The organism is Salinispora sp. CH2A1_6, assembly GCF_056820975.1.
In genome coordinates, this window is the sequence record NZ_JBXEDG010000010.1 from 298,875 (window position 1) to 319,871 (window position 20,997).

General features: G+C 65.4%; 13 protein-coding genes. 11 read left to right on the top strand and 2 right to left on the bottom strand.

All coding sequences use genetic code 11. The features are described from left to right. Positions 1 to 1,215 precede the first annotated feature (1,215 nt). On the top strand, positions 1,216 to 4,101 hold the full coding sequence (locus AC1UKG_RS14825) for a LuxR C-terminal-related transcriptional regulator (protein ID WP_482642522.1): 2,886 nt from the start codon (positions 1,216 to 1,218) through the stop codon (positions 4,099 to 4,101). Between the two features lie 307 nt (positions 4,102 to 4,408). Here the strand turns inward: AC1UKG_RS14825 and AC1UKG_RS14830 are convergent, their stop codons facing one another. Both AC1UKG_RS14830 and AC1UKG_RS14835 read right to left on the bottom strand, forming a co-directional pair. Continuing rightward, entirely contained in the window at positions 4,409 to 5,635 is a 1,227-nt protein-coding gene (locus tag AC1UKG_RS14830; RefSeq protein WP_026271161.1) for a cytochrome P450, read from the bottom strand. Beyond that, entirely contained in the window at positions 5,632 to 6,939 is a 1,308-nt protein-coding gene (locus AC1UKG_RS14835) for a glycosyltransferase (RefSeq protein WP_482642523.1), read from the bottom strand. The genes AC1UKG_RS14830 and AC1UKG_RS14835 overlap by 4 nt, the downstream gene beginning before the upstream one ends. Positions 6,940 to 7,217: 278 nt before the next feature. Between AC1UKG_RS14835 and AC1UKG_RS14840 the strand changes: the two genes are divergently transcribed. From AC1UKG_RS14840 to AC1UKG_RS14885, 10 genes are all read left to right on the top strand, one after another. Further along, positions 7,218 to 8,732 (top strand): NAD(P)/FAD-dependent oxidoreductase, encoded by a 1,515-nt coding sequence (locus AC1UKG_RS14840; protein ID WP_026271163.1) that lies wholly within the window; start codon positions 7,218 to 7,220, stop codon positions 8,730 to 8,732. Continuing rightward, entirely contained in the window at positions 8,729 to 11,938 is a 3,210-nt protein-coding gene (locus tag AC1UKG_RS14845; RefSeq protein ID WP_018742591.1) for a ferritin-like domain-containing protein, read from the top strand. The genes AC1UKG_RS14840 and AC1UKG_RS14845 overlap by 4 nt, the downstream gene beginning before the upstream one ends. 64 nt (positions 11,939 to 12,002) lie before the next feature. Further along, entirely contained in the window at positions 12,003 to 13,256 is a 1,254-nt protein-coding gene (locus tag AC1UKG_RS14850; protein ID WP_018742590.1) for a cytochrome P450, read from the top strand. Continuing rightward, a complete protein-coding gene (locus AC1UKG_RS14855; protein ID WP_018742589.1) occupies positions 13,256 to 14,095 on the top strand; it encodes a methyltransferase domain-containing protein in 840 nt (279 codons plus the stop codon). The genes AC1UKG_RS14850 and AC1UKG_RS14855 overlap by 1 nt, the downstream gene beginning before the upstream one ends. Positions 14,096 to 14,182: 87 nt before the next feature. Continuing rightward, positions 14,183 to 15,793: an FAD-dependent monooxygenase gene (locus AC1UKG_RS14860; RefSeq protein ID WP_482642524.1), complete on the top strand. Its 1,611-nt coding sequence runs from the start codon at positions 14,183 to 14,185 to the stop codon at positions 15,791 to 15,793. Between the two features lie 159 nt (positions 15,794 to 15,952). Then, complete coding sequence (gene rfbA, locus AC1UKG_RS14865) at positions 15,953 to 16,846, top strand: glucose-1-phosphate thymidylyltransferase RfbA (RefSeq protein WP_026271164.1); 894 nt, start codon at positions 15,953 to 15,955, stop codon at positions 16,844 to 16,846. 206 nt (positions 16,847 to 17,052) lie between these two features. Beyond that, positions 17,053 to 18,123, top strand: a complete 1,071-nt coding sequence (gene rfbB, locus AC1UKG_RS14870; protein ID WP_018813495.1) for a dTDP-glucose 4,6-dehydratase — start codon at positions 17,053 to 17,055, stop codon at positions 18,121 to 18,123. Between the two features lies 1 nt (position 18,124). After that, positions 18,125 to 19,246: a DegT/DnrJ/EryC1/StrS aminotransferase family protein gene (locus AC1UKG_RS14875; RefSeq protein ID WP_018742585.1), complete on the top strand. Its 1,122-nt coding sequence runs from the start codon at positions 18,125 to 18,127 to the stop codon at positions 19,244 to 19,246. A gap of 65 nt (positions 19,247 to 19,311) precedes the next feature. Next, the gene (locus AC1UKG_RS14880; RefSeq protein ID WP_018813496.1) at positions 19,312 to 19,968 is read left to right on the top strand and encodes a dTDP-4-dehydrorhamnose 3,5-epimerase family protein; all 657 of its coding nucleotides are present in this window, start codon (positions 19,312 to 19,314) and stop codon (positions 19,966 to 19,968) included. After that, positions 19,959 to 20,963, top strand: a complete 1,005-nt coding sequence (locus AC1UKG_RS14885) for an NAD-dependent epimerase/dehydratase (RefSeq protein WP_026271166.1) — start codon at positions 19,959 to 19,961, stop codon at positions 20,961 to 20,963. Before AC1UKG_RS14880 ends, AC1UKG_RS14885 begins: the two co-directional genes overlap by 10 nt. Positions 20,964 to 20,997: the final 34 nt, after the last annotated feature.

The window sequence follows — 20,997 nt, forward strand, 5'->3', positions numbered from 1 at the left end:
GTGGTCCATTTTTTGATAACCATCGATACCCTTGCTGGGGCTGGGGCGAAATCACGGTGGGTGCCAGCCGGGGCGCCCGGGAGAGCAGCTCAATCCACGAGCTGGGGAAGGTCGAAAGCTCCGCGGGCAGAGGGCAGCTCCCTGCCCGAGGCCGGGCCCTACCGGCCGACTGAGGCCAAATCGTCCACGTTTTCCGCCGAGCTCCTCGCCTGGCAACAGGCCGATGCCCGTCCTCGATGTTCGGTCTCCGGGGCCCAGTCCGGTCCCCTGCTGCGGAAGTAATGGGCCGATACGTGGACTGAGGTTGCCGTTGCTATTAGATTCCAACGCTTCGGCGGCTGGAATAGTGGCGTTTCCAGGGAGGTGACTTGGCTGTGGTCACTTATTTTGGCCATGCCCGGGGCTCGGTGTTGCTGTCTATTCGGGCGTGTTCAGCCCTATGGTGTGGTTGACTCGCGCCGAGTCACGCCGTGCCGGACGGGTAGGCCACGTGCTGTTGTCGCCCCAAAACTTCTGGTGTAAATCGGATTATTGCCTTGATAGCGGGCTGAAGGAAGCGGGGTCGCATCGAACCCGCGGTGGCGGCGCTCAGTAACGTTGTGACGAGGGTCAATGGGAATGCCGTTAATCACACTGCACCGCCTTTGTTTAGGTGCTCGCGCTGCGCAACCCTGTGCAAGTGCGTACTACCGCCTGTCGTGGCCAGATCCCTGGCCTGGCGGGAGCGTGGCGGAGGGTGTAGTTACAGCCAGTGAGAAATACAGTGGATCTTGGGTTGATCCTGTCGGGTATTGGCTCCAATAGTTCCCGTGGGGTGGTGGCGGCTATGCCGTTGGTGGGGAAGAATCACTCTTCAATGCCCCATTCGAGATTTGAGGTACTTGTCATCCCCAGTCGGTTCTGGTATTAGGTGCGTATCCCCATGATCGGCATGATGTCCACAAATTTTGATCGAACAACTATCCAACACAGTGCCCGGGTGTCAGCCCGGCTCCGGGCGCCACCCTTTCCGAGAGCAGCGCGACCCGGCCGCCGTTGGCGTGCCGAGTCGTGCGAAACGTCGCCTTGCAGCAGCGGCCGCTGGCCGCGTACGGGGGACTGGTTTGTCATCTACGCGCAGGTGAGTAGGTCGGGTACTCGGTGACTGACGCCAGTATTGGCGTCGTCAGGCGAGGAGACTGCGCGAGCCGTGGGGAGGATCTCTTGGGTAAGTCAATGCCGTCGGTGCGATTTCACGCCCACCCGTCGCGGAAGGTGCGTGGCTGGGAGGAGCACCTGGAGCAGATCAGTACCGATCTGCGCCGGGTGGTGACCGGCGGGCGGTGCCGGGTGCTTATCGTGCAGGCAGCGCCCGGCGGCGGCAAGACCCGGTTGTTGGCCGAGGCGGTCGAGCTCGCCGACGGCATGGGTTTCACCGTCGTCAGTGGTGCCATGCCTGGTCCTGAAGCGGCACCTGACGTGGTGCGACTTCCCGCCGCTACGCACTTCCAGGTGGCTGGCAGCGACCCGGACCGTCGTTACGGTACCCGGGTGACCTCCCTGGTCGAGGCGACCGCAACGCGACTGGGGCAGGTCGCGAAGGACGTTCCCACGGTGGTTACCCTCGACGACCTGCACCTGGCTGACCCTGCCTCGCTAACGGCGCTGTGTGATCAGATCCTGGCGCTCAAGGGCCGACCGACCCTTTGGCTACTGACCTTCACCTCGTTGGCCAGCTCCGTCCCTTCCGGCCAGGCGTTGATGTGTTTGAGCAGACTACGGGGCAGAGTGGCGGTGGAGCTGATCCGAGGGTTGAGTCCGCTCTCGACCAGAGCACTGGAGCAACTGGTCGCCGACCACACCGGATCCGTCCCCGACCCCACGCTGCTCGCCCTGGTGGAAAGCCTCAACGACACGCCCTCCGCGGTAATCGAACTGATCCGTGGGCTCATGGAGGACGGCGTCATCTGTACGGTTGAGGGCACCTTGGGGCTGACTCCAGGTGCGTTGAGCGGTCCCCGCGAGGTCCACGCTGTTCAGGTGCCCGCGCCAGTGCCGAAGCGGCTGTCCGCCATGATCGAAGAGAATCTCCAGCAGCTCTCCGAGCCGACTGTCAATTCCCTTCGGCTGGCGGCCGTACTCGGGTCTCCGTTCGCACCGGAGGAGCTGTCGGCCATGCTCGACGAATCACCGGCTGGTCTCCTGACGACGGTGCACGAGGCCGTGGAACGCAGGATGCTGGTCAGTTGTGGGCAGAAGCTTGCCTTTCGCACTGACTCCATCTGGCGGGTGCTCCTTGACTCGGTGCCGCCGCCGGTACGCGTGTTGTTGCATCGGCAGGCAGCGGAAGTGCTGCTGCAGCGCCCGGACGGGGCCGAACGTGCCGCCCTGCAACTGGCGCACATAGCGCAACCCGGCAACGTCAGGGATATCGAGATCATCGTGGAAGGAGCTCGACGTCTCGTCGCCACCGATCCCACAACCGCAGCCTCCCTGGCGATTCGTGGGATGGACCTGCTGAATCCGGGACAAGACCAGCGCGTGCGCCTGGCCAACACGGCGGCGAAGGCGCTCACCAAGTCGGGGCGGTTGGACGAGGCGGTCACCCTGGCCAGGGACGAGATTGACCTGGCCGTGAGTAGGGCGCCCGCGTCGGTGCCGCCGGCCCGCGACATCGCTGCCCTGCAGGCATCGATGTCGACCGCATTGCTGCTGCGAGGCGACGTGCCGGCCGCCCGCCGAGCCACCGACGACGTGTTGGCCCGGCAGACGGGGGGACTTCCGCGAGCCGAAGCGACCGTCACCCATCTCGCCGCTTCCTATCTGATCGGTGACGGTACGGCGGTCGAGCAGGCACGCATGATCCTCAGCAGACCCAACCGACGGGACCTGGCGGTCAGGGTCAGCGCCATGACGGTCCGCGCCCTGGATCAGTGGCGAGATGGTCATGTGGTGGAAGCGGTGGGGATCCTGCGGGAGGCTGTGGCGCTTGACTATGTCGGCGACACCGTCCAGGTCCTCGACCCGTGCTGGTTCCTCGCCTTCGCGCTTATCCGGATCGATGAGTATGGCGAGGCGGAGGAGGTCGTTCGAGGATTCGCCCGAACGGCCGCTTCGACGGCGAACACCCCGGCCACCGCGGTGCAGGCCGCGCTTCGCGCCCCCCTTCACCTCGCCCAGGGACAGCTGGACGAAGCCGAAAGAGTTGCCCGAGTCGCCTTGCGGCAGGACGGCGCGTACATGCCGATATTCGCACCGCAGGCGTTGCTGGTCCTGGCCCACGTAGCCCTACGTCGTGGAAGTCCAGCCCTGGCCGCAACCCATCTCAAGGCGCTGGAAGGGGAGGGTCCACAGCATTCCTCCAGCCCGTGGCAGGCCGAGTATCTCCTCCTGCAGGCGCAACTGGCCGAGGTGAACGACGGTCCCGCAGCGGCACTGGAAGTGTTGACCGAGACTGGGGCACAGCCCATCACAGCTCAGGAGATCATTCTGGAGGATCCGGCAGTCGCCGCCTGGTGGGTACGTTGCGCACTGACGGCAGACCAGCCCCATACCGCAGGAGCAGTCGTCGACACGATCGATCACCTCAGCAAGCTCAATCCAGACACCCCCGCGCTCCTCGCCGCGGCCACACACGCCCGAGGGCTCGCTGAGGCGGATACCGACGCCCTCGCCGAGGCCGGTCGACTACACCGAAACCCCTGGGCCCAGGCCGCAACGGCCGAGGATCGTGCCCGGCTCTTTCTCTTTCAGGAGAACCATGAGTCTGCCGTCGTCGAACTCGACCGCGCCATGAACGCCTACGCCCGGTTCGGTGCGGAGCGAGAGGCCGCCCGCGTACGCGCCCAGCTACGCGGACTCGGCGTGTGGCGTCGGCACTGGAAGCATGCGAAGCGTCCAGAGTCCGGCTGGGAAAGTTTCACCGAGACCGAACGAAAAGTAGCCGAACTAGTGGCCGGTGGTCTTACTAACCAGCAGGCAGCCGACCGTTTGTTCATCTCACCGCACACCGTTGGTTTCCATCTGCGGCAGATTTACCGGAAGCTCGGTATCCGATCCCGCTCCGCACTGATCCGAACTGATGCGTCCCGCATGTCACAGCCCCGCAGCATCATCGCCTAGGGTCTGTTTCGGCGGTGGATGGTCGGTTGTGCTGACGGGCCCAGGGTACGCCTGAGTGCGGTGGGGACTGGGTGCGCAGATCGGGGGACGGTCGCATCAACGACCGTCCCCCGGTGCCACCGCCAACCGGCACGACTCGCCGCCGCTGCGCGACCTCCCCGAAGCCAGCCGCACCGAACTCCGCCAGCACCGGCCTGAACAGGCCGCCCTGCCCACCGTGACCACGTCGCGGCACCAACCGCAGGGCCAACTCGTTCTGTCGGGCTTACGGATCTGTGTCAACGCGGCGTGTTCGTGTGCACCAAACTCAGGAGAGCACAGCGGGCAGGAAGCTCATTCGACGGATCATCCACTCTGACTCCCATTGGACGGCGGTGTCGGCGCTGAGCCGGGCCTGTGGGAACCGTCGTAGGAACCCGCGCACTGCGATTTTCGCCTCGAGCCGGACCAGCGGGGCGCCGATGCAGTAGTGCATGCCGAGGCCGAAGGACAGATGCCCGTGCCCCCGTCGCTCCGCGTCGAAGCTGTCGGCACCCTCGCCCGGTTGCCGGTTTGCCGCCGCGATGCTGACCTGCACTGGGGCGCCCTTGGGAATGAGGTAGCCGCCAAGTTCAATATCCTCCAGGGGAAAGCGCCAGGTCGGGTGCGGGAATGGGGGGTGCACCCGCAGGGTCTCCTCGATCCACGCGGTGATGTCCTCATCAGTTCGCGGTCGCTCGTGCGGTGGCCGGCGTAGGGCCTCGTACAGCGAAGTGGAGATCAGGCTCCCCGTGGTTTCGTAGCCAGTAATGATCATTCCCAGGGTCCAGACGATAACCTCACCCTCGGTGACGGCGGCACCTGGTCCGTCGGAGCCGGCCAGCAGCCCGGTTATCACCCCGTCGCGTAGCCCAGCCGGGTTGCGTACCCACTCCTCGACGGCCCCGAACAGACCTCCGATCGCCTCCCGGCGGGCGGCGTAGTCAGAGGAGTAGAGCATGATGTCGGTGATGCTGCGCAGCCGGTGCTCTGCCACTGGGGGGAGACCGAGCATCTCGGAGATGAACGCCAGCGGGATCTTGTGGGTGTAGTTGGTAACCACGTCGACCTCGGCGCTGCTTCCAGCAGCCGCTTGGCTGAGTTCGTCAAGGAATCCCTCGACCTTGTCGGCTACCTGCTCGCCCCATCGCTCGGTGTTACGAGGGCTGAGTACCGGGGCGTGGATCCGCCGGATCCGCGCGTGGTTCTCACCGTCGCTCATGATCATCGCCCGCGCGTACTCTGGCGGCGGCTGGGCTGTCACCATCAGTCCCGGCTGACGCATCCACTCTGGGACAAGGGTGATGTCCTTCCCCATCTTGGGATGGGTGAGAGCCTGCTTGACCAGCTCGCGGTCGCAGACGACCCAGGCATGCCGCCCGAGGTAGGGAATGCGCACCACCGGTGCTATCCGGGCGGCCGCGATCAAATCCGGCATGCAGTCAAACAGCCCTGGGTCGACCGGCATGGCCGTCTCGGGAGCTTCGTGTAATTCGGCGTTCGTGGTAGCACTCATGGTGTGGGACCTCCGGTAGGGACTCGACCCTGTGATTCAGCCATGTCCTCGATCAGCTCAGCCGCTCGTTGCGGTGCGTCGTAGCGTTGGTGTTCGCGGGACAGCGCGCGTGCCCGCTGCCGGTAGCGCCCGTCGTGCAGTACGGTGACCACGGCATTACGCAAGGCGTCTTCGGACACCGCACGGCGGGGAACAACGACACCCGCTCCGGACCATGTGATCCGGGCCGCGACGTCGGGATTCTCCTCGGTCGCCGGGGCGGCGACCAGGGGCACACCGTGGGCGAGGGCAGCGTTGACGCCGTTGTAGCCCCCGTTTGTCAGCATCACGTCCACATGTGGCAGTAGGTGGTGGTAGGAGACGAACCGCTCCAGCCGGACGTTGCCGGGTAGCGGCTGTAGCAGCTCGACGTCCAGATCGCTCCCCGTGGTCACCACCACCAGGAAGTCCTCACCTGCCAGCGCCCGGACTGCGGGAACAAGCAACCGGTCGACATCGTTGGCGGTGGTGCCCTGGGTGATGAGCACCACCGGCTTGCCGGCATCCAGCTCGTGCCACCAGACGGGCGGGTCGAACCTCTCCGGGGGCACCCCGAAGAGGCCGCCGATGAAGTGCGTTCCTGGTAGGAGGTCGGTGCGGGAGAACTCAAAGGACGGCACGGTCGTCACCAGATACAGGTGTGGGGGACGTGCGATGTTCTCCATGGCTCGGGTCCCCAACCGTGGCAGATTCACCGAGTCTCGTACCCGATCGGCCTCCCCGCGTAGGTCCCGCATGGACAGGTGATCGCCGACGAACCGCAGCAGGGCGTTCCGGGCTCGTCCGAGGGGGGAGGAGTTCGGTGGCAGCCCCAACCCGAGTGGTGCGGTGTCCCGACTGCCCAGGATGTAGATCGAGTTGCTCAGCCAGGCCAACGGCAGACCGGTCCGTTCGCTTGCGAAGCATGCGCCATAGCACATGTCGTCGGCGAGGATACAGTCGGCGGGAAAGCGTTCGAGTACGCGGAGCAGATCGGTGAGCTGGCCGGGTGCGGTGTGGTAGAAGATGTCGCGTACGCCGATCTTGAAGCTGGCGAGTCCGGTCAGGCCAGCGTGGTGTGGAAACGCCTCCTCTCGACTCCTGCCGCCGAAGTCGAGTGCGTCACTCATGGGCTCGAATCGCGCCCCTGCCTGCTCGACCTGGTTCTGGAAGGCGCGGCCGGTGTACCACCGCACCTCATGTCCACGTCGAGTCAGCTCACTCGCGACATCCACCATGCTGACGACATGTCCGGGTGCCGGCGTGGTAGCGATCAATACTCGCATCAACATCGCCTCCGTCGGGCCTCGCTTCACCGTTCGCCAGTGTCACCGAATGCCGGGTCGTGAGCATCACCTCGGGGTGAATCCCACGCGTCCACGTAGGATGGCAGCACGCTGCGGCGGTGTGGGACGCACCGGTTCGCCGGGCAAACCCACTTGTGGTCGTGCCCATCACGTGATGTGCGGACGGTGCCCTGGTGGAATGATTGTCGACAGGTCGATTTCGTCATCGCCCTTCGAGCACATTCCTGTGCTGTGCGCATCGTGTTGGGAGGACACCTGTGATGGCAGCCTTGCGAAACAGCGGCGGGCCGGGACTCGCCATTAATGGGCAGAAGCGGGTCACCGTAATAGGCGCAGGAATCGCCGGGCTGGTGACGGCCTATGAACTTGAGCGCCTCGGCCACAAGGTCGATATTATCGAAGCGAGCCGCCGCGTCGGCGGCCGAATCGACACACACCGGTTCACCGTCGGTGGCCGACCCGGTCCTTTCGCCGAACTAGGGGCGATGCGGATCCCCGCAGGGCACAGGCTGACCAGGCACTACATCGCCGAGCTCGGTCTGCAGGATCAGGTTCACCGGTTTCAGACGCTCTTCTCTGACGACGCTGCCTATCTGCCAACCGCGACGGGCTACGTCCGCGTCGGCGAGGCGCACGAAACGCTGGTTAAAGAGTTTGTTGCGGGGCTTCCGAACCGGCGCTACCGGGAGGACACCCTGCTCTTTGGCGCCTGGCTCGACGCCACCATCCGGGCTGTGGCGCCCCGTCAGTTCTACGACGGCCTGCAGAACGAGATCGGTGTGGAACTACTCGACCTCATCGATGACATCGACCTGACGCCGTACCGGTGTGGTAGCTCGGGAAACCGAATTGATCTGCACTCCTTCTACGCTGACCATCCGATGGTCCGCTCCCTCTGCCCGCCGCATCTCGAACGCTTCCTCGACGACGTACTCGACGAGACCGGCTCCAGCATCATCCGGCTGCGGTCGGGAATGGACATGTTGCCCCAGCGGCTCGCGGCCCAGATCCGTGGACCGATCTCGACGGGCCACGAGGTGGTGAAGATCGAGGTCCACGACGACACGGTGGTGCTCCATGTTCGGCAGGGTGCGAAGATCGTCACGACGAGCTGTGACTATGTGGTCTGCACCATTCCGTTTACGGTGCTCCGGGGAGTTCGGCTGGTCGGATTCGACGACGAGAAACTCGACATTGTCCATCAGACGAAGTATTGGCCGGCCACGAAAGTCGCCCTCCACTGCCGCGAAGCGTTTTGGAAGAAGGACGGAATCAGCGGTGGTGCCTCCTTCACCGGTCGGCACGTACGGCAGACCTACTATCCGCCTGCTGATGGTGATCCGGCACTCGGGGCCGTGCTGCTCGCCAGCTACAGCATCGGGCCTGACGCCGACGCACTCGGTCGCCTGAGCGAGGCGGAACGTAACGCGCTGATCATCAGGGAACTGAGTGACATGCATCCTGAGCTGCGTGAACCCGGCATGATCCTCAACGTGGCAAGTCGGGCCTGGGGCCGGCACCGATGGTCACTCGGGGCAGCCACCGTACGATGGGGGCAGGAGACCGCGCTCCGCGAGGCGGAGCGACGAGAGGCGGCGCGGCCGCAGAAACGCCTCTTCTTCGCAGGTGAACACTGTTCGTCGAAGCCCGCCTGGATCGAGGGTGCGATCGAGTCGGCCATCGATGCCGCCCACGAGATCGAATGGCACGAGCTCCGCGCCGACCGTGAGTTCGCCACCACCAGGTCGAGCCAGTGGGGAAAATCGGCATGAGTGTTTTCGATCTGCCCCGGCTGCACTTTCGGGGAGCGGCGACGACACACCTGCCCACCGGTCCACGGAGCGGCCTGGTGGACCTTGCCACGAACACCGCGCTCACCGAGGACGGTCGGGCGTTTGCCGTAGCGCGTCCGGCGCACGCATACCACGACTATCTCGACCAGGTGGGGCCACGCTTTGACCGCACCGGCCGCCCCTGCGCCGACGGACCCTTCAGTGCGGCCAAGGGTAGGGACTTCGCCGGCAACGGACACTTTTCGGTGGACGCGCGGATCGTCAGCGTCGAGGTTCGCACCAGCGAGATCAATACTGCGGACCCGGTGGTCGGGCGCACCGTTGACATGTGGGGGCACTACAACGAATACCTTGGCACGACGGTCAACCGGGCCCGTGTTTTCGATGTTGACCCGGCCTCTGACCGGACCACGACGCTGATGGTGGGGCAGTTTGGCTTCGGGCGCGACGGGCGATCCCATGACCGCGGCTACCTCGCCACCGGATCCGTCCACGGCTTCGTGCCGCCGAGGTGGCACAACGCGGATCACCTTATCGACATCGACGACCACTGGCAGGCCAAGGAGCTGCGTCGGTCCGTCGTGCACCAGTTCGTCGTCACGAAGGACGAACTGACCTGGCTCGACGCGGCAGCAGCCTTCCCGGCCGTGCGGCTACTCAGAGACACCGATGCGAGCGGCCTGGTGGTGCAGTTCTCGCTCAGCCACATGTCCGTCCCGACCACGCCCGACCAGCCGAGCCGGTGGCAGCTGTCCGGGACGATAGCCCCCTGGTACCCGCACGAACTGCGCAGCTACCCGGCGGGCCGCCTGCTCGTCCCGGACAGCCGGGGTCCGTGCCGCACCAACGGCCGGCTGCACAACCTGTCAGTCGAGCTGACCGACACCCACGCCGTCCTCAACATGATCACGGCGGTGCCCGTTGACAGGAATGGACCGGTAGATCTCGGGGATCTCGAGTTGCGTACCGCCGACAGTGATCGGCTGGTAGCCCGCCTGCCCCGGGAGGCGTATCTCGGCCAGGAGTACCTCCTCGCCTGTGGCCTGGTGACCGTGCCTGTCGAGACATCCGCCGAGGCCGTGGCCGAGGAGCCCTTGAGCCTGGTCACCAGGGAACCGGGCGCCGCGCGGCGACAGCTGCGGGAACGAGAGGTCAACGTCCAGGTCGACGAGTCGGCCCGCATCCTTGAGCACCCACGAGACGCCGAGGACGCGAACCACGACATCGAAGTTCCCGTGCGGGCCTTCGTACGGGGCCGGCCGAGCGCCGTCCACGAGATCTGGGTGCGGCAGTTTTTCAACCCCCGGGCTCTGCCCGGTAGTCCGGCAGCCTGTTCCCCCAAGGCCCGCTGTTCCGACATCGACGTGGTCCGGCTGCGTTCGGGACGGGGCAACCAGCCCGGGAGCTGGTCGAGCGCCTGCGTTCTCGGTACTGACCAGGAGGGGTATGGGTGGTTCACGATGCGGGGCGCGACGGCCGGTACGGCCTTGGTGCTGCTCTCCACCGACGCCGACGACCTGCCCTGCGATGTGGACGCTCCCGGCTCCGCGTCGCTGGCCTACGACCACGACGACACCCTCGGCTATTGGCCCGGGGCCGGCTACCTGTCGATACGTGTCCTACCCGACGACTGGCGGCTGGCCGGCCTCGAGCAGAAGGACGTGACGTTCGAGCTGGTCTACCGGGAGGTCTTCGCCTTCTACGAGCACCTGTTCTCCTTCATGAAAGCAGAGGTCTTCAGCCTGGCGGACCAGTGCAAGGTGGAGACGTACGCCAAGCTGATCTGGCAGATGTGCGACCCCCGGAACAAGGCGAAGACCTACTACATGCCGCCAACGCGGGATTTGTCTGAGCCGAAGGCCCAGCTCCTGCTGAAATATCTACGCGCGCAGCAGGTGCCGGATACGGTCCTCCTGACCGCACCGGCGACGAGTCGCCGTAGCCACCGGATAGCCAGCCGTGATCAACTTGTGCACGTGCTGCGTGAGGCGGCGGCGGTCGAATTAGCCGTCATGCTCCAGTACCTCTACGCAGCCTATTCCGTGCCCACCTACGGTGTTGGGCGGGAGTACGTACGGCGAGGTGTGTGGACATCCGAGCAGTTACTGCTGGCCTGCGGCGACGGTGGGGAAACCCTGGACGAGGGTGTCCGTAACATGCTGCTGAACATCGCCCGCGAGGAAATGATCCACTTCCTGTTGGTCAACAACATCCTCCTGGCGGTGGGCGAGCCATTCCACGTGCCGCGGATCGACTTCGCCACGATCAACAGCGAGCTTCCCGTACCGCTGGATTTTTCCCTCGAAGGCCTCGGAATCGGTAGTGTCGAGCGCTTCACCTTGATCGAACGGCCCGAGAATCAGGTACCCGACGTGCTACGAGCTGATGGCGCGGCGGCCCAGGAGGGTGGCCACACCTACGCCTCGCTGAGTGACCTCTATTCCGCCATCCGGGAGGGTCTACAGGACATACCCGACCTCTTTCTGGTCGACCAGGGTCGGGGTGGCGGGGAACATCATCTCTTCCTGCGGGAATCGGTCAACCGCCGCTACCCCGACTACCAGCTTGAGGTCGACAACCTGTCGAGTGCGCTGTTCGCCATCGATATCATCACCGAGCAGGGCGAGGGTGGAGTGCTCACCGCCGGCCCTGACGAGGAGTCGCACTACACCTCATTCCTGCGAATCGGCGAACTCCTCCGTGGCACGGTCACCCCGGGGGGCGATCTGTGGCACCCGGCCTACCCCGTGCTGCGGAATCCGACCCTTCGGCGTGGTGAACGGGCCATGGAGACGGTCACTGACCCGGATGCCCGAACGGTTATGGCACTGTTCAATCGCGCGTATTACATGGCGTTGCAGCTCATGGCGCAACACTTCGGTGAACGTCCGGACGGGAGCCTGCGGCGGTCCGACCTGATGAACGCGGCGATCGACATGATGACGGGCCTGATGCGCCCCCTCGCTGAGCTACTGGTGACGCTGCCCTCGGGGCGGCGCGGTAGGACTGCCGGACCCTCGTTCGAATTGACAGAACACCCCGCACCGGTGCCCCGCCCAGAGGTGGCCCGACGCGGCATCGCCCGGCGTCTCGATGACCTCGCGGCCGAGTGCCGCACATCTTCCCTGGTGCCGAGGCGGGTGGGGGAGATGAGCGCGTTCTGGGCCGACCACTTCCGGCCGTGATGGTGACCGGGCTTCCCGCGGTGGCTGAGCAGCAACCCGGGCCGACTTTCTGGAGGGAGAGCGTATGTCGTCCACGACATTGCCGCGATTCACCCTGACCGGCTGGACCAGGGAGGACATCGTCAATCCCTACCCGGTGTACCGGCGCTACCGGGAGGTCGCTGCGGTGCACCGGGGCGAAGCGGGCGGCGATGCCCCGGAGACCTTCTACGTGTTCTCCTACGACGAGGTTGCCCAGGTGCTGTCCAGTAGTTGCTTCGGTAGGGGGAGGTCCCTGGACGCCACAGCGGCATCTGTCCCGGTACCGGCCGACCAGAAGGCCCTCCGGGCTGTCGTCGAGAACTGGCTGGTGTTCATGGACCCGCCACGGCACACCGAACTACGTTCGCTACTGAACCGAAGCTTCTCTCCCCGGATCGTCACCGGCTTGCGGCCCCGCATCGCGCGGATCGCACAGGAGCTCCTGTCCCGACTGGGCCAGCAGGTGGAGACGGACCTCGTCGAGGGATTCGCCGCGCCGCTACCGATCCTTGTCATCGCCGAGCTGCTCGGGATTCCGGCGGAGCGTCACGGGTGGCTGCGTACGAACGCGATAGCGCTACAGGAGGCCAGCTCCTCCCGGGCACGTCGGGATACAGACGGCTACGCACGGGCCGAAGCGGCGGCGCAGGAGTTCACCGAGTACTTTCGGGAGCAGGTGTGCCTACGGCGCGGCAGCACCGGTGATGATCTGCTGACGATCCTCGCCAACGCGCAGCTACGCGGAGCACCAGTAAGTCTGGACGCAGTCGTGGGGACCGCTGTTCACCTACTGACCGCCGGACACGAGACCACCACCAACTCGTTGGCGAAGGCGGTGCTTGCGCTTCAGGCGCATCCAGCGGTACTCGAGGAGCTGCGTGGCGCTGACCGCCTGACGGCTGATTCGATCGAGGAGTTCCTGCGCTATGACCCGCCCGTGCAGGCGGTGACCCGGTGGACGCACCAGGACACCACCCTTGGCGGTTGGGACGTACCTCGTGGTAGCCGAGTGGTGGCGTTGCTGGGCTCGGCCAATCGGGATCCGGCACGCTTTCCGCTGCCTGATGCCCTGGACGTGCGTCGTCCCGCCGACCGGCATCTCGGGTTCGGCCTGGGCATCCACTACTGCCTCGGCGCGACGTTAGCCCGCGCCGAGCTCGAGATCGGGCTCCAGACGCTACTGAACGGTCTGCCCACCCTGGGCTACCCAGCCCAGTACGTCGACTACGCCGACGACATGGTCTTCCACGGACCGAGCCGGCTGATACTTGTCAACCCAGGAGAAAGGTTCTGCTAATGACCGCAATCTCGTCCCAGCCTGTGCCGCAGGCGGTCGGTGAACTCTACGACCGTCTCACCCTGAGCGCCATGAGTGACGGAACGTTCAACCCCAACGTACACATCGGATTCTGGGATTCACCGGAGTCGGGTGCTTCGGTCAACGAGGCGATGGACCGGCTGACCGATGTGTTTATTGAGCGCCTGCGGGTCAGCGCTTCGGATCATGTTCTCGATCTGGGTTGCGGAGTCGGTGGACCGGCGCTACGACTGGTGGCGCGGACCGGCGCACGGGTCACCGGCATCAGCATCAGTAAGGAGCAGGTGAAGAGCGCCAACCGCCTGGCTGCCGAGGCGGGGGTCGCCGACCGCGCCGTGTTCCAGCACGGGGACGCGATGCGACTCCCATTCCCGGACCAGTCGTTCGATGCCGTGATGGCTCTCGAGTCGATGTGCCACATGCCGGACCGGCAGCAGGTGCTCGCCGAGGTGTGCCGGGTGCTTGTCCCGGGTGGCCGGCTCGTCCTGACCGATGTGTTCGAGCGCTTCCCGCGTAAGGAGGTCCGGCATCAGGGAATTGACAAGTTCTGCAACGACCTGATGTCGACCACGGCGGACATCGACGACTATGCTGCCATGCTCCACCGTTCCGGTCTGCGGATGCGCGAACTCCTCGACGTCACCGAACAGACCACCCTTCGCCTGGCGGAGGAGTTGGCGAAGTTGCCCGTACTGGACGAACGCCCCGCTGCGCTGAACGAAGGCAACTTCGAGTTCTCCGATGACGCCTTCAAGCCGTCCGACCTGGAGGGTGTGGACGACTTCGGCTGCCTTCTGGCAACGGCGGAGCGCCCCTAGCGCAAATTCGGTGCCGGGGGGCGGCATCCAATGTCCCCCGGCACCGGAAGGGCTATCCGATTTTCGGCATGAGGAAAGCGGGACAATATGTCTGACTCCAGCGAGTGGACCGACGTGCTGATCGTGGGCGGAGGGCCGGTCGGAATGGCGTTGGCTCTGGACCTGAGATACCGCGGAATCGCCTGCATGGTGGTCGAGTCGGGTGACGGTGAAGTCCGGCACCCCAAGGTGAGTACGATCGGCCCGCGCTCGATGGAGCTGTTCCGCCGTTGGGGACTCGCAGCTGCCATCCGTGGTGCAGGCTGGCCAGCCGATCATCCACTGGATATCGCCTGGGTCACCAAAGTCGGTGGTCACGAGGTGCATCGGTATAGGCGGGGCACGACGGCGAGCCGTGGACCTTTCGTGCACACCCCTGAGCCGGACCAGATCTGTCCGGCGCACTGGCTGAACCCACTGTTGCAACGCGCCGTCGGAGTGCACCCGAACGGTCCGTTGCGACTGAGGACAACCGTGGACCGCGTACGCCAGGCGGACGACCACGTCGAGGCGACCCTCATCGAGGGTGTTTCCGGCCGCACCAGCACTGTTCGGGCGCAGTTCCTGGTTGCCTGTGACGGTGCCGCCTCTCCCATCCGGCAGGCGTCCGGCATCGACGCTCGGCCTCGCCACAAGACCCAGGTGTTTCGGAATATTCTCTTCCGAGCCCCTGACCTCAAGCGGCAACTCGGCGACCGGGTCGCCCTGGTCTACTTCCTCATGCTGTCCTCCCGATTGCGCTTCCCCATGCGTTCGCTGAACGGCAGTGATCTCTACAACCTGGTTGTTGGTGTCGACGGCGGGGCTCAGGTCGATAGCAAATCATTGATCAATGATGCCATCGCTTTCGAGACTCCGGTGCAGTTGCTCAGTGACAGCGAGTGGCATCTCACCCATCGGGTGGCCGATCGCTATCGAGCGGGGAGGGTATTCCTCGCCGGCGACGCCGCCCACACGCTCTCACCCTCCGGTGGATTCGGCCTCAACACCGGGTTCGGCGATGTCGCCGACCTGGGCTGGAAGCTCGCTGCCGCACTGAATGGCTGGGCCGGGAGCCAGCTACTGGACACGTACGAGAACGAGCGTAGGCCGATCGCGCTGGAGAGCCTGCACGAGGCGAATCTCAACCTGGAACGCACCATGCGTCGACAGGTTCCGCCCGAGATCCACGCCGATGGTCCCATTGGTGAATCGGCTCGTGCAGAGATGGCCAGCAAGCTGGTGCAGGGCGGAGCGCATCGCGAGTTCGACGCACCGGAGATCCACTTCGGGCTGTCATACCGATCCTCGACCATAATCGCGGACCCGCTGGGTCCGCCGCGTCCAGGCAGGCCGGACGCCCACTGGCGACCGGGCAGTGAGCCCGGCTACCGGGCCGCACACGCCTGGTGGGACGCCAACACATCCACGCTCGACCTTTTTGGTCGTGGCTTCGTTCTGCTCTCCTTCGCCGAGAGCATGAAATTGTCCGCCTTGGAACGCGCCTTCGCCGAACAGCACGTACCGCTGACCGTACGACGCGGATCCGATCCGGAGGTCGCCAAGCTCTACGAGCGTCCCTTCGTGCTGGTTCGCCCGGATGGCCATGTCGCGTGGCGCGGCGACGAGCTACCGATCGATCTCGTGACCTTCGTTGACAGGGTCCGCGGCGAACCTTGACCTGCCTACGCTCTCGGAGTTCGGGGGAGTGCCCTGGCCGGGTGGCATGGCAACGACCGCAGCGGTGGACGTGCTGGGAGGAGTGTCTTCCGGTGGCGGCAGGGCCGAAATTCCGGACCCGGCTCTGCTCCGGGAGGCCGAACACATGGAGGAAGTGGTGTGAAAGGAATAGTTCTGGCCGGGGGGTATGGGACCCGGCTACATCCAATTACTCTGGGTGTGTCGAAGCACCTTTTGCCCGTCTATGACAAGCCAATGATCTACTATCCGCTATCCGTTCTCATGCTCGCAGGAGTAACGGACATAAAGATCATTTCCTCGCCAGATGACCTTCCTCTGTTTCAGCGACTGTTGGGTGACGGTTCCCAGCTTGGGCTGTCGCTGAGCTACGCCGAACAGGACAAGCCCCGAGGTCTGGCCGATGCTTTCCGCATCGGCGCCGACCACATTGGTGACGACTCGGTTGCCCTCGTGCTGGGTGACAACATATTCCACGGTCCCGGCTTCAGCGATCTGTTGCAGCAGACCGTGGTGAACATCGACGGCTGCGTGTTGTTCGGCTACCCCGTACGTGACCCGGAACGGTACGGAGTGGGCGAGGTGGACCGGCACGGACGGCTCGTCAACCTGGTGGAGAAGCCGTCCCGACCCCGCTCCAACCTCGCCATCACGGGACTCTACCTCTACGACAACGACGTGGTGGAGATCGCTCGTGATCTCCAGCCGTCCGACCGCGGTGAGTTGGAGATCACCGACATCAACCGCGTCTACCTCCAGCGCGGTAAGGCCGAACTCATCTCACTGGGGCGCGGCTTCGTGTGGCTGGACACCGGAACTCACGATGCGCTGACCGCGGCCAGCCAGTATGTACAGATCATGGAGCACCGACAGGGTGTTCGAGTCGCCTGTCTGGAGGAGATCGCCTGGCGAATGGGGTTTATCGATCAGGATGCCTGTCACCATCTTGGTCGCCAACTCGCGAAGTCACCCTACGGGCAGTACGTGATGGAGGTGACCGCAACCGCCCGTCGGACCGCCGCCACCGCCTCGTAGCTATCCCGATTCGCGTGCCTCCGAGAACTGGTGTTACCCATGCCTCTGATTCCATGTAGTTACCGCCACCTGGGCGCCCTCATCCCGGTCGCAGCGGGATCCGGTGACGGCCGGGCGCCTATTCCGCCAAAAAATAGCTTCGCTGTCGACCGTTCCGGACCGACTGCCCTCGCCAGCCGGCCTGTCGCGGTGGGTGGGAGGCCCTGGTGAGGATTCTGGTCACCGGCGGTGCCGGTTTTATTGGCTCACACTATGTGCGCTCCCTGCTGGCCGGCGAGTTGGCCGCGGAGGATCCGGCCGCCACGTCGGACGCCTGCGTCACTGTCCTGGACAAGCTCACCTACGCCGGCAACCGCGCCAACCTGCCAGGCGCACACCCACGCCTGGACTTCGTGCAGGGTGACATTGGTGATCAGGTGCTACTGCGGGACTTGTTCGAGGGCCATGACGCCATCCTGCACTGCGCTGCCGAGTCACACGTGGACCGCTCGGTCGACGGTGCGGAAGCCTTCGTACGCACCAATGTGTTGGGTACCCAGTCGGTGCTGGAGGCCGCTGTCGCAGTTGGTGTACCACGGGTCGTCCACGTCTCTACCGACGAAGTATACGGATCCATCGAACATGGTGCATGGACCGAGGCGTGGCCACTCCTGCCGAACTCCCCGTATGCGGCCTCCAAGGCGAGTGCGGACCTCATTGCCCGATCTTACTGGCGCACCCATGGTCTGAACGTGTCGATCACCCGATGCGCCAACAACTACGGGCCCTACCAGCACCCCGAGAAACTCATTCCGCGTTTCATTACCAACCTGCTCGAGGGTGTGCCGGTGCCCGTGTACGGCACCGGGGCGAACGTGCGCGAGTGGCTGCACGTCGCCGACCACTGCCGTGCACTCCACCGGGTACTCATCCACGGGCGTCCCGGTGAGGTGTACAACGTGGGCAGTGGAACCGAGCTGACGAACCTCGACCTTACCGAGCACCTGTTACGACTGTGCGGTGCGGACAAATCCATGATTCGCTACGTCACTGACCGTAAAGGGCATGATCAACGGTACTCCCTCGACGACACCAAAATCCGCGAAAGTCTCGGCTACCGGCCGCGGGTGGCCTTCGCCGAAGGGCTGGCCGAAACCGTCGCCTGGTACCGCGACAACCCGCAGTGGTGGAAAGCCGCCAACGTCGGCGCACCTCGGACACCATCGCGGCACCCAGCCGGGCGGCGACCGGTGCGCTCGGTGGACCACGCATCCGAATCGACAACCAGGAGTCACTGAAATGACGACCCGTGTGTGGGACTACCTACCGGAGTACGCCAAGGAAAAGGACGACATCCTCGACGCGGTGCAAACAGTGTTCAGCTCGGGGCAGTTGGTGCTCGGTGCGAGTGTCCGCGGCTTCGAGGAGGAGTTCGCCGCCTACCATTCGCTGCCGTACGCCACCGGGGTTGACAACGGCACCAACGCGTTGAAGCTGGGGCTGGAGGCGCTTGGCATCGGACCCGGTGACGAGGTCATCACGGTCTCCAACACCGCCGCTCCCACCGTGGTCGCCATCGTGGGGGCCGGAGCGACGCCGGTCTTCGTGGACGTCCGCGAGGAGGACTTCCTCATGGACACCGACCAGGTCGCCGCCGCCATCACGCCCCGGACCCGCGCGATTCTGCCGGTGCACCTCTACGGCCAGTGCGTGGACATGGCGCCACTGACCCGGCTCGCCGAGCAGCACGGCCTGAGAGTCCTGGAGGACTGCGCCCAGGCGCACGGTGCACGCCACCATGGACGCCTCGCGGGCACCATGGGCGATGCGGCCGCTTTCTCCTTTTACCCCACCAAGGTTCTCGGCGCGTACGGCGATGGTGGAGCGGTGATCACCGCGGACGAGTCGGTCGACCGTCACCTCCGGCAGCTGCGCTACTACGGTATGGAAAAGGTCTACTACGTGGTCCGTACGCCGGGGCACAACTCGCGCCTCGACGAGGTGCAGGCCGAGATTCTGCGGCGCAAGCTTGGCCGGTTGGACGAGTATGTCGCCGGGCGCAACGCGGTTGCCCGGCGGTGGGAACAACTGCTCGGCGACGTTTCCGGCCCCGGTGGACTGCGGCTGCCGACCACCAACCCGGGCAACACTCATGTCCACTACGTCTATGTGGTCCGGCATCCAGAGCGAGATGCGATCATCCAGGCGCTGCAGGCATACGACGTTTCGCTCAACATCAGCTATCCGTGGCCCGTGCACACGATGGACGGCTTTTCGTACCTCGGCTACCGAGCGGGCTCGCTGCCGGTGACCGAGGGGCTGGCCAGGGAGATTTTCTCACTACCCATGTACCCGTCCCTGCCGGAGTCGGAGCAGGAGCGGGTGGCGGTGGCCCTGCGCGAAGTGTTGGCCGGACTGTGAGCCCGTACCAGAACCCCGGATCCAAGAACCGGCAGCGACAGCCGTTCCCGGAAGGAGATTTCCTGATGCCGGAGGACAATTCCCCGAAGAACGGGCATCGACCCGAGGACGTGCACGGAGTGACGGTGCGCCGACTCGCCATCGACGGTGCCCTCGAGTTCACGCCCAACGTCCACCGGGACCGGCGCGGGCTGTTCGCGTCGCCGTACCAGGAGCCGGCCTTCACCGCGACGTTCGGCCGGCCGCTGTTCCCCGTACGCGACCTCAGCCACAATGTGTCGGCCCATGGTGTGCTGCGTGGTATCCACTACACCTCGACGCCCCCCGGGCGAGCGAAGTACGTCTACTGCCCGTACGGGAAGGTGCAGGACTTCCTCATTGACCTGAGGGTCGGATCGCCCACCTTTGGTCGTTGGGACAGCACCGAACTCGACGGTGATATCTGCCGGGCGGTCTACATTCCGGTGGGAGTCGGCCACGCCTTCCTGTCGTTGGCGGACGACTCCATGATCGTGTATGCGATGTCCAAGGGCTACGTCGCGGAGGACGAGCTGGCCATCTCGCCGCTGGACCCGGCACTGGGACTGACGTTCCCCGCGGGGATCACCCCACTGCAGTCGGACCGGGACCGGGCTGCCCCCACGCTCGCCGAGGCGTTGGATCGTGGGCTGCTCGGCGACTATGCGCTGTGCCGAGACGTGGAGGCGAAGCTGTGGCAGTAGAACGTCCCCTCGTCGTGCTGCTCGGTGCGACCGGCTTCGTCGGCTCCGCCGTGCTGCGCGAGCTCGCCGCACGTGACGTTCGGGTGCGGGCCGTCTCGCGACACGCGGCGGCAGTCCCCGCACCCACTCGCGCCGAGATCGAGGTGCACACCGCCGACCTCACCGAGCCCGGTCGGCTGCGCCAGGCCGTTGCCGGCGCCGACGCCGTCATCCACAGCATCGCCTACATCGCCGACTCGACGACCTGGCGCATCAACGAAGGCGACTCGGCCGCGGAACGCGTCAATGTCGGGCTGGTGCGCGACCTCGTCGGGGTGCTCCGCGACGGCGACCGGAACCGCCCGCCCCTGCCCGTGGTCTTCGCCGGCGCCGTCTCGCAGGTCGGGTTCACCGACAAGGAGGTGCTCGACGGCAGCGAGCCCGACCGACCCCAGGGCGAGTACGACCGGCAGAAGCTCACGGCCGAACGGGTGCTGTTGGAGGCACATGCCGAGAAGACGCTGCGCGCTGTGTCGATCCGGCTGCCAACGGTGTTCGGGTATGGCCCGCGCTCCACCGCCCGGGACAAGGGCGTCGTGTCCACCATGGTACGGCGGGCTCTGGCTGATGAACCGATCACCATGTGGCACGACGGCACCGTGCGCCGGGACCTGCTCTACGTCGAGGATGTGGCGCGTGCACTCGTCGCAGCGGTTGACCACGTGGATGCCCTGGCCGGGCAGCCGTGGCTACTCGGATCCGGGCGCGGGTTGCCCCTGGGTGAGGTGTTCACCACGGTGGCGGATCTGGTCGCCGCTCGCACCGGAAAGCCGCCCGTGCGGGTCACCTCGGTTCCGCCACCCCCGCATGCGGAGCCGGGCGACTTTCACCACCTCACGGTCGACGCGACCCCGTTCCGGACGGTCAGCGGCTGGCGCCCGCGGGTGCCACTGACCGAGGCGCTGCGTCGCACGGTCGACTTCTGCGCCAGTGGTGCCGAGGCGGAGCTGTCATGACCCGGCATCGCGCCAGTTACCGCTCGGCGGCCCG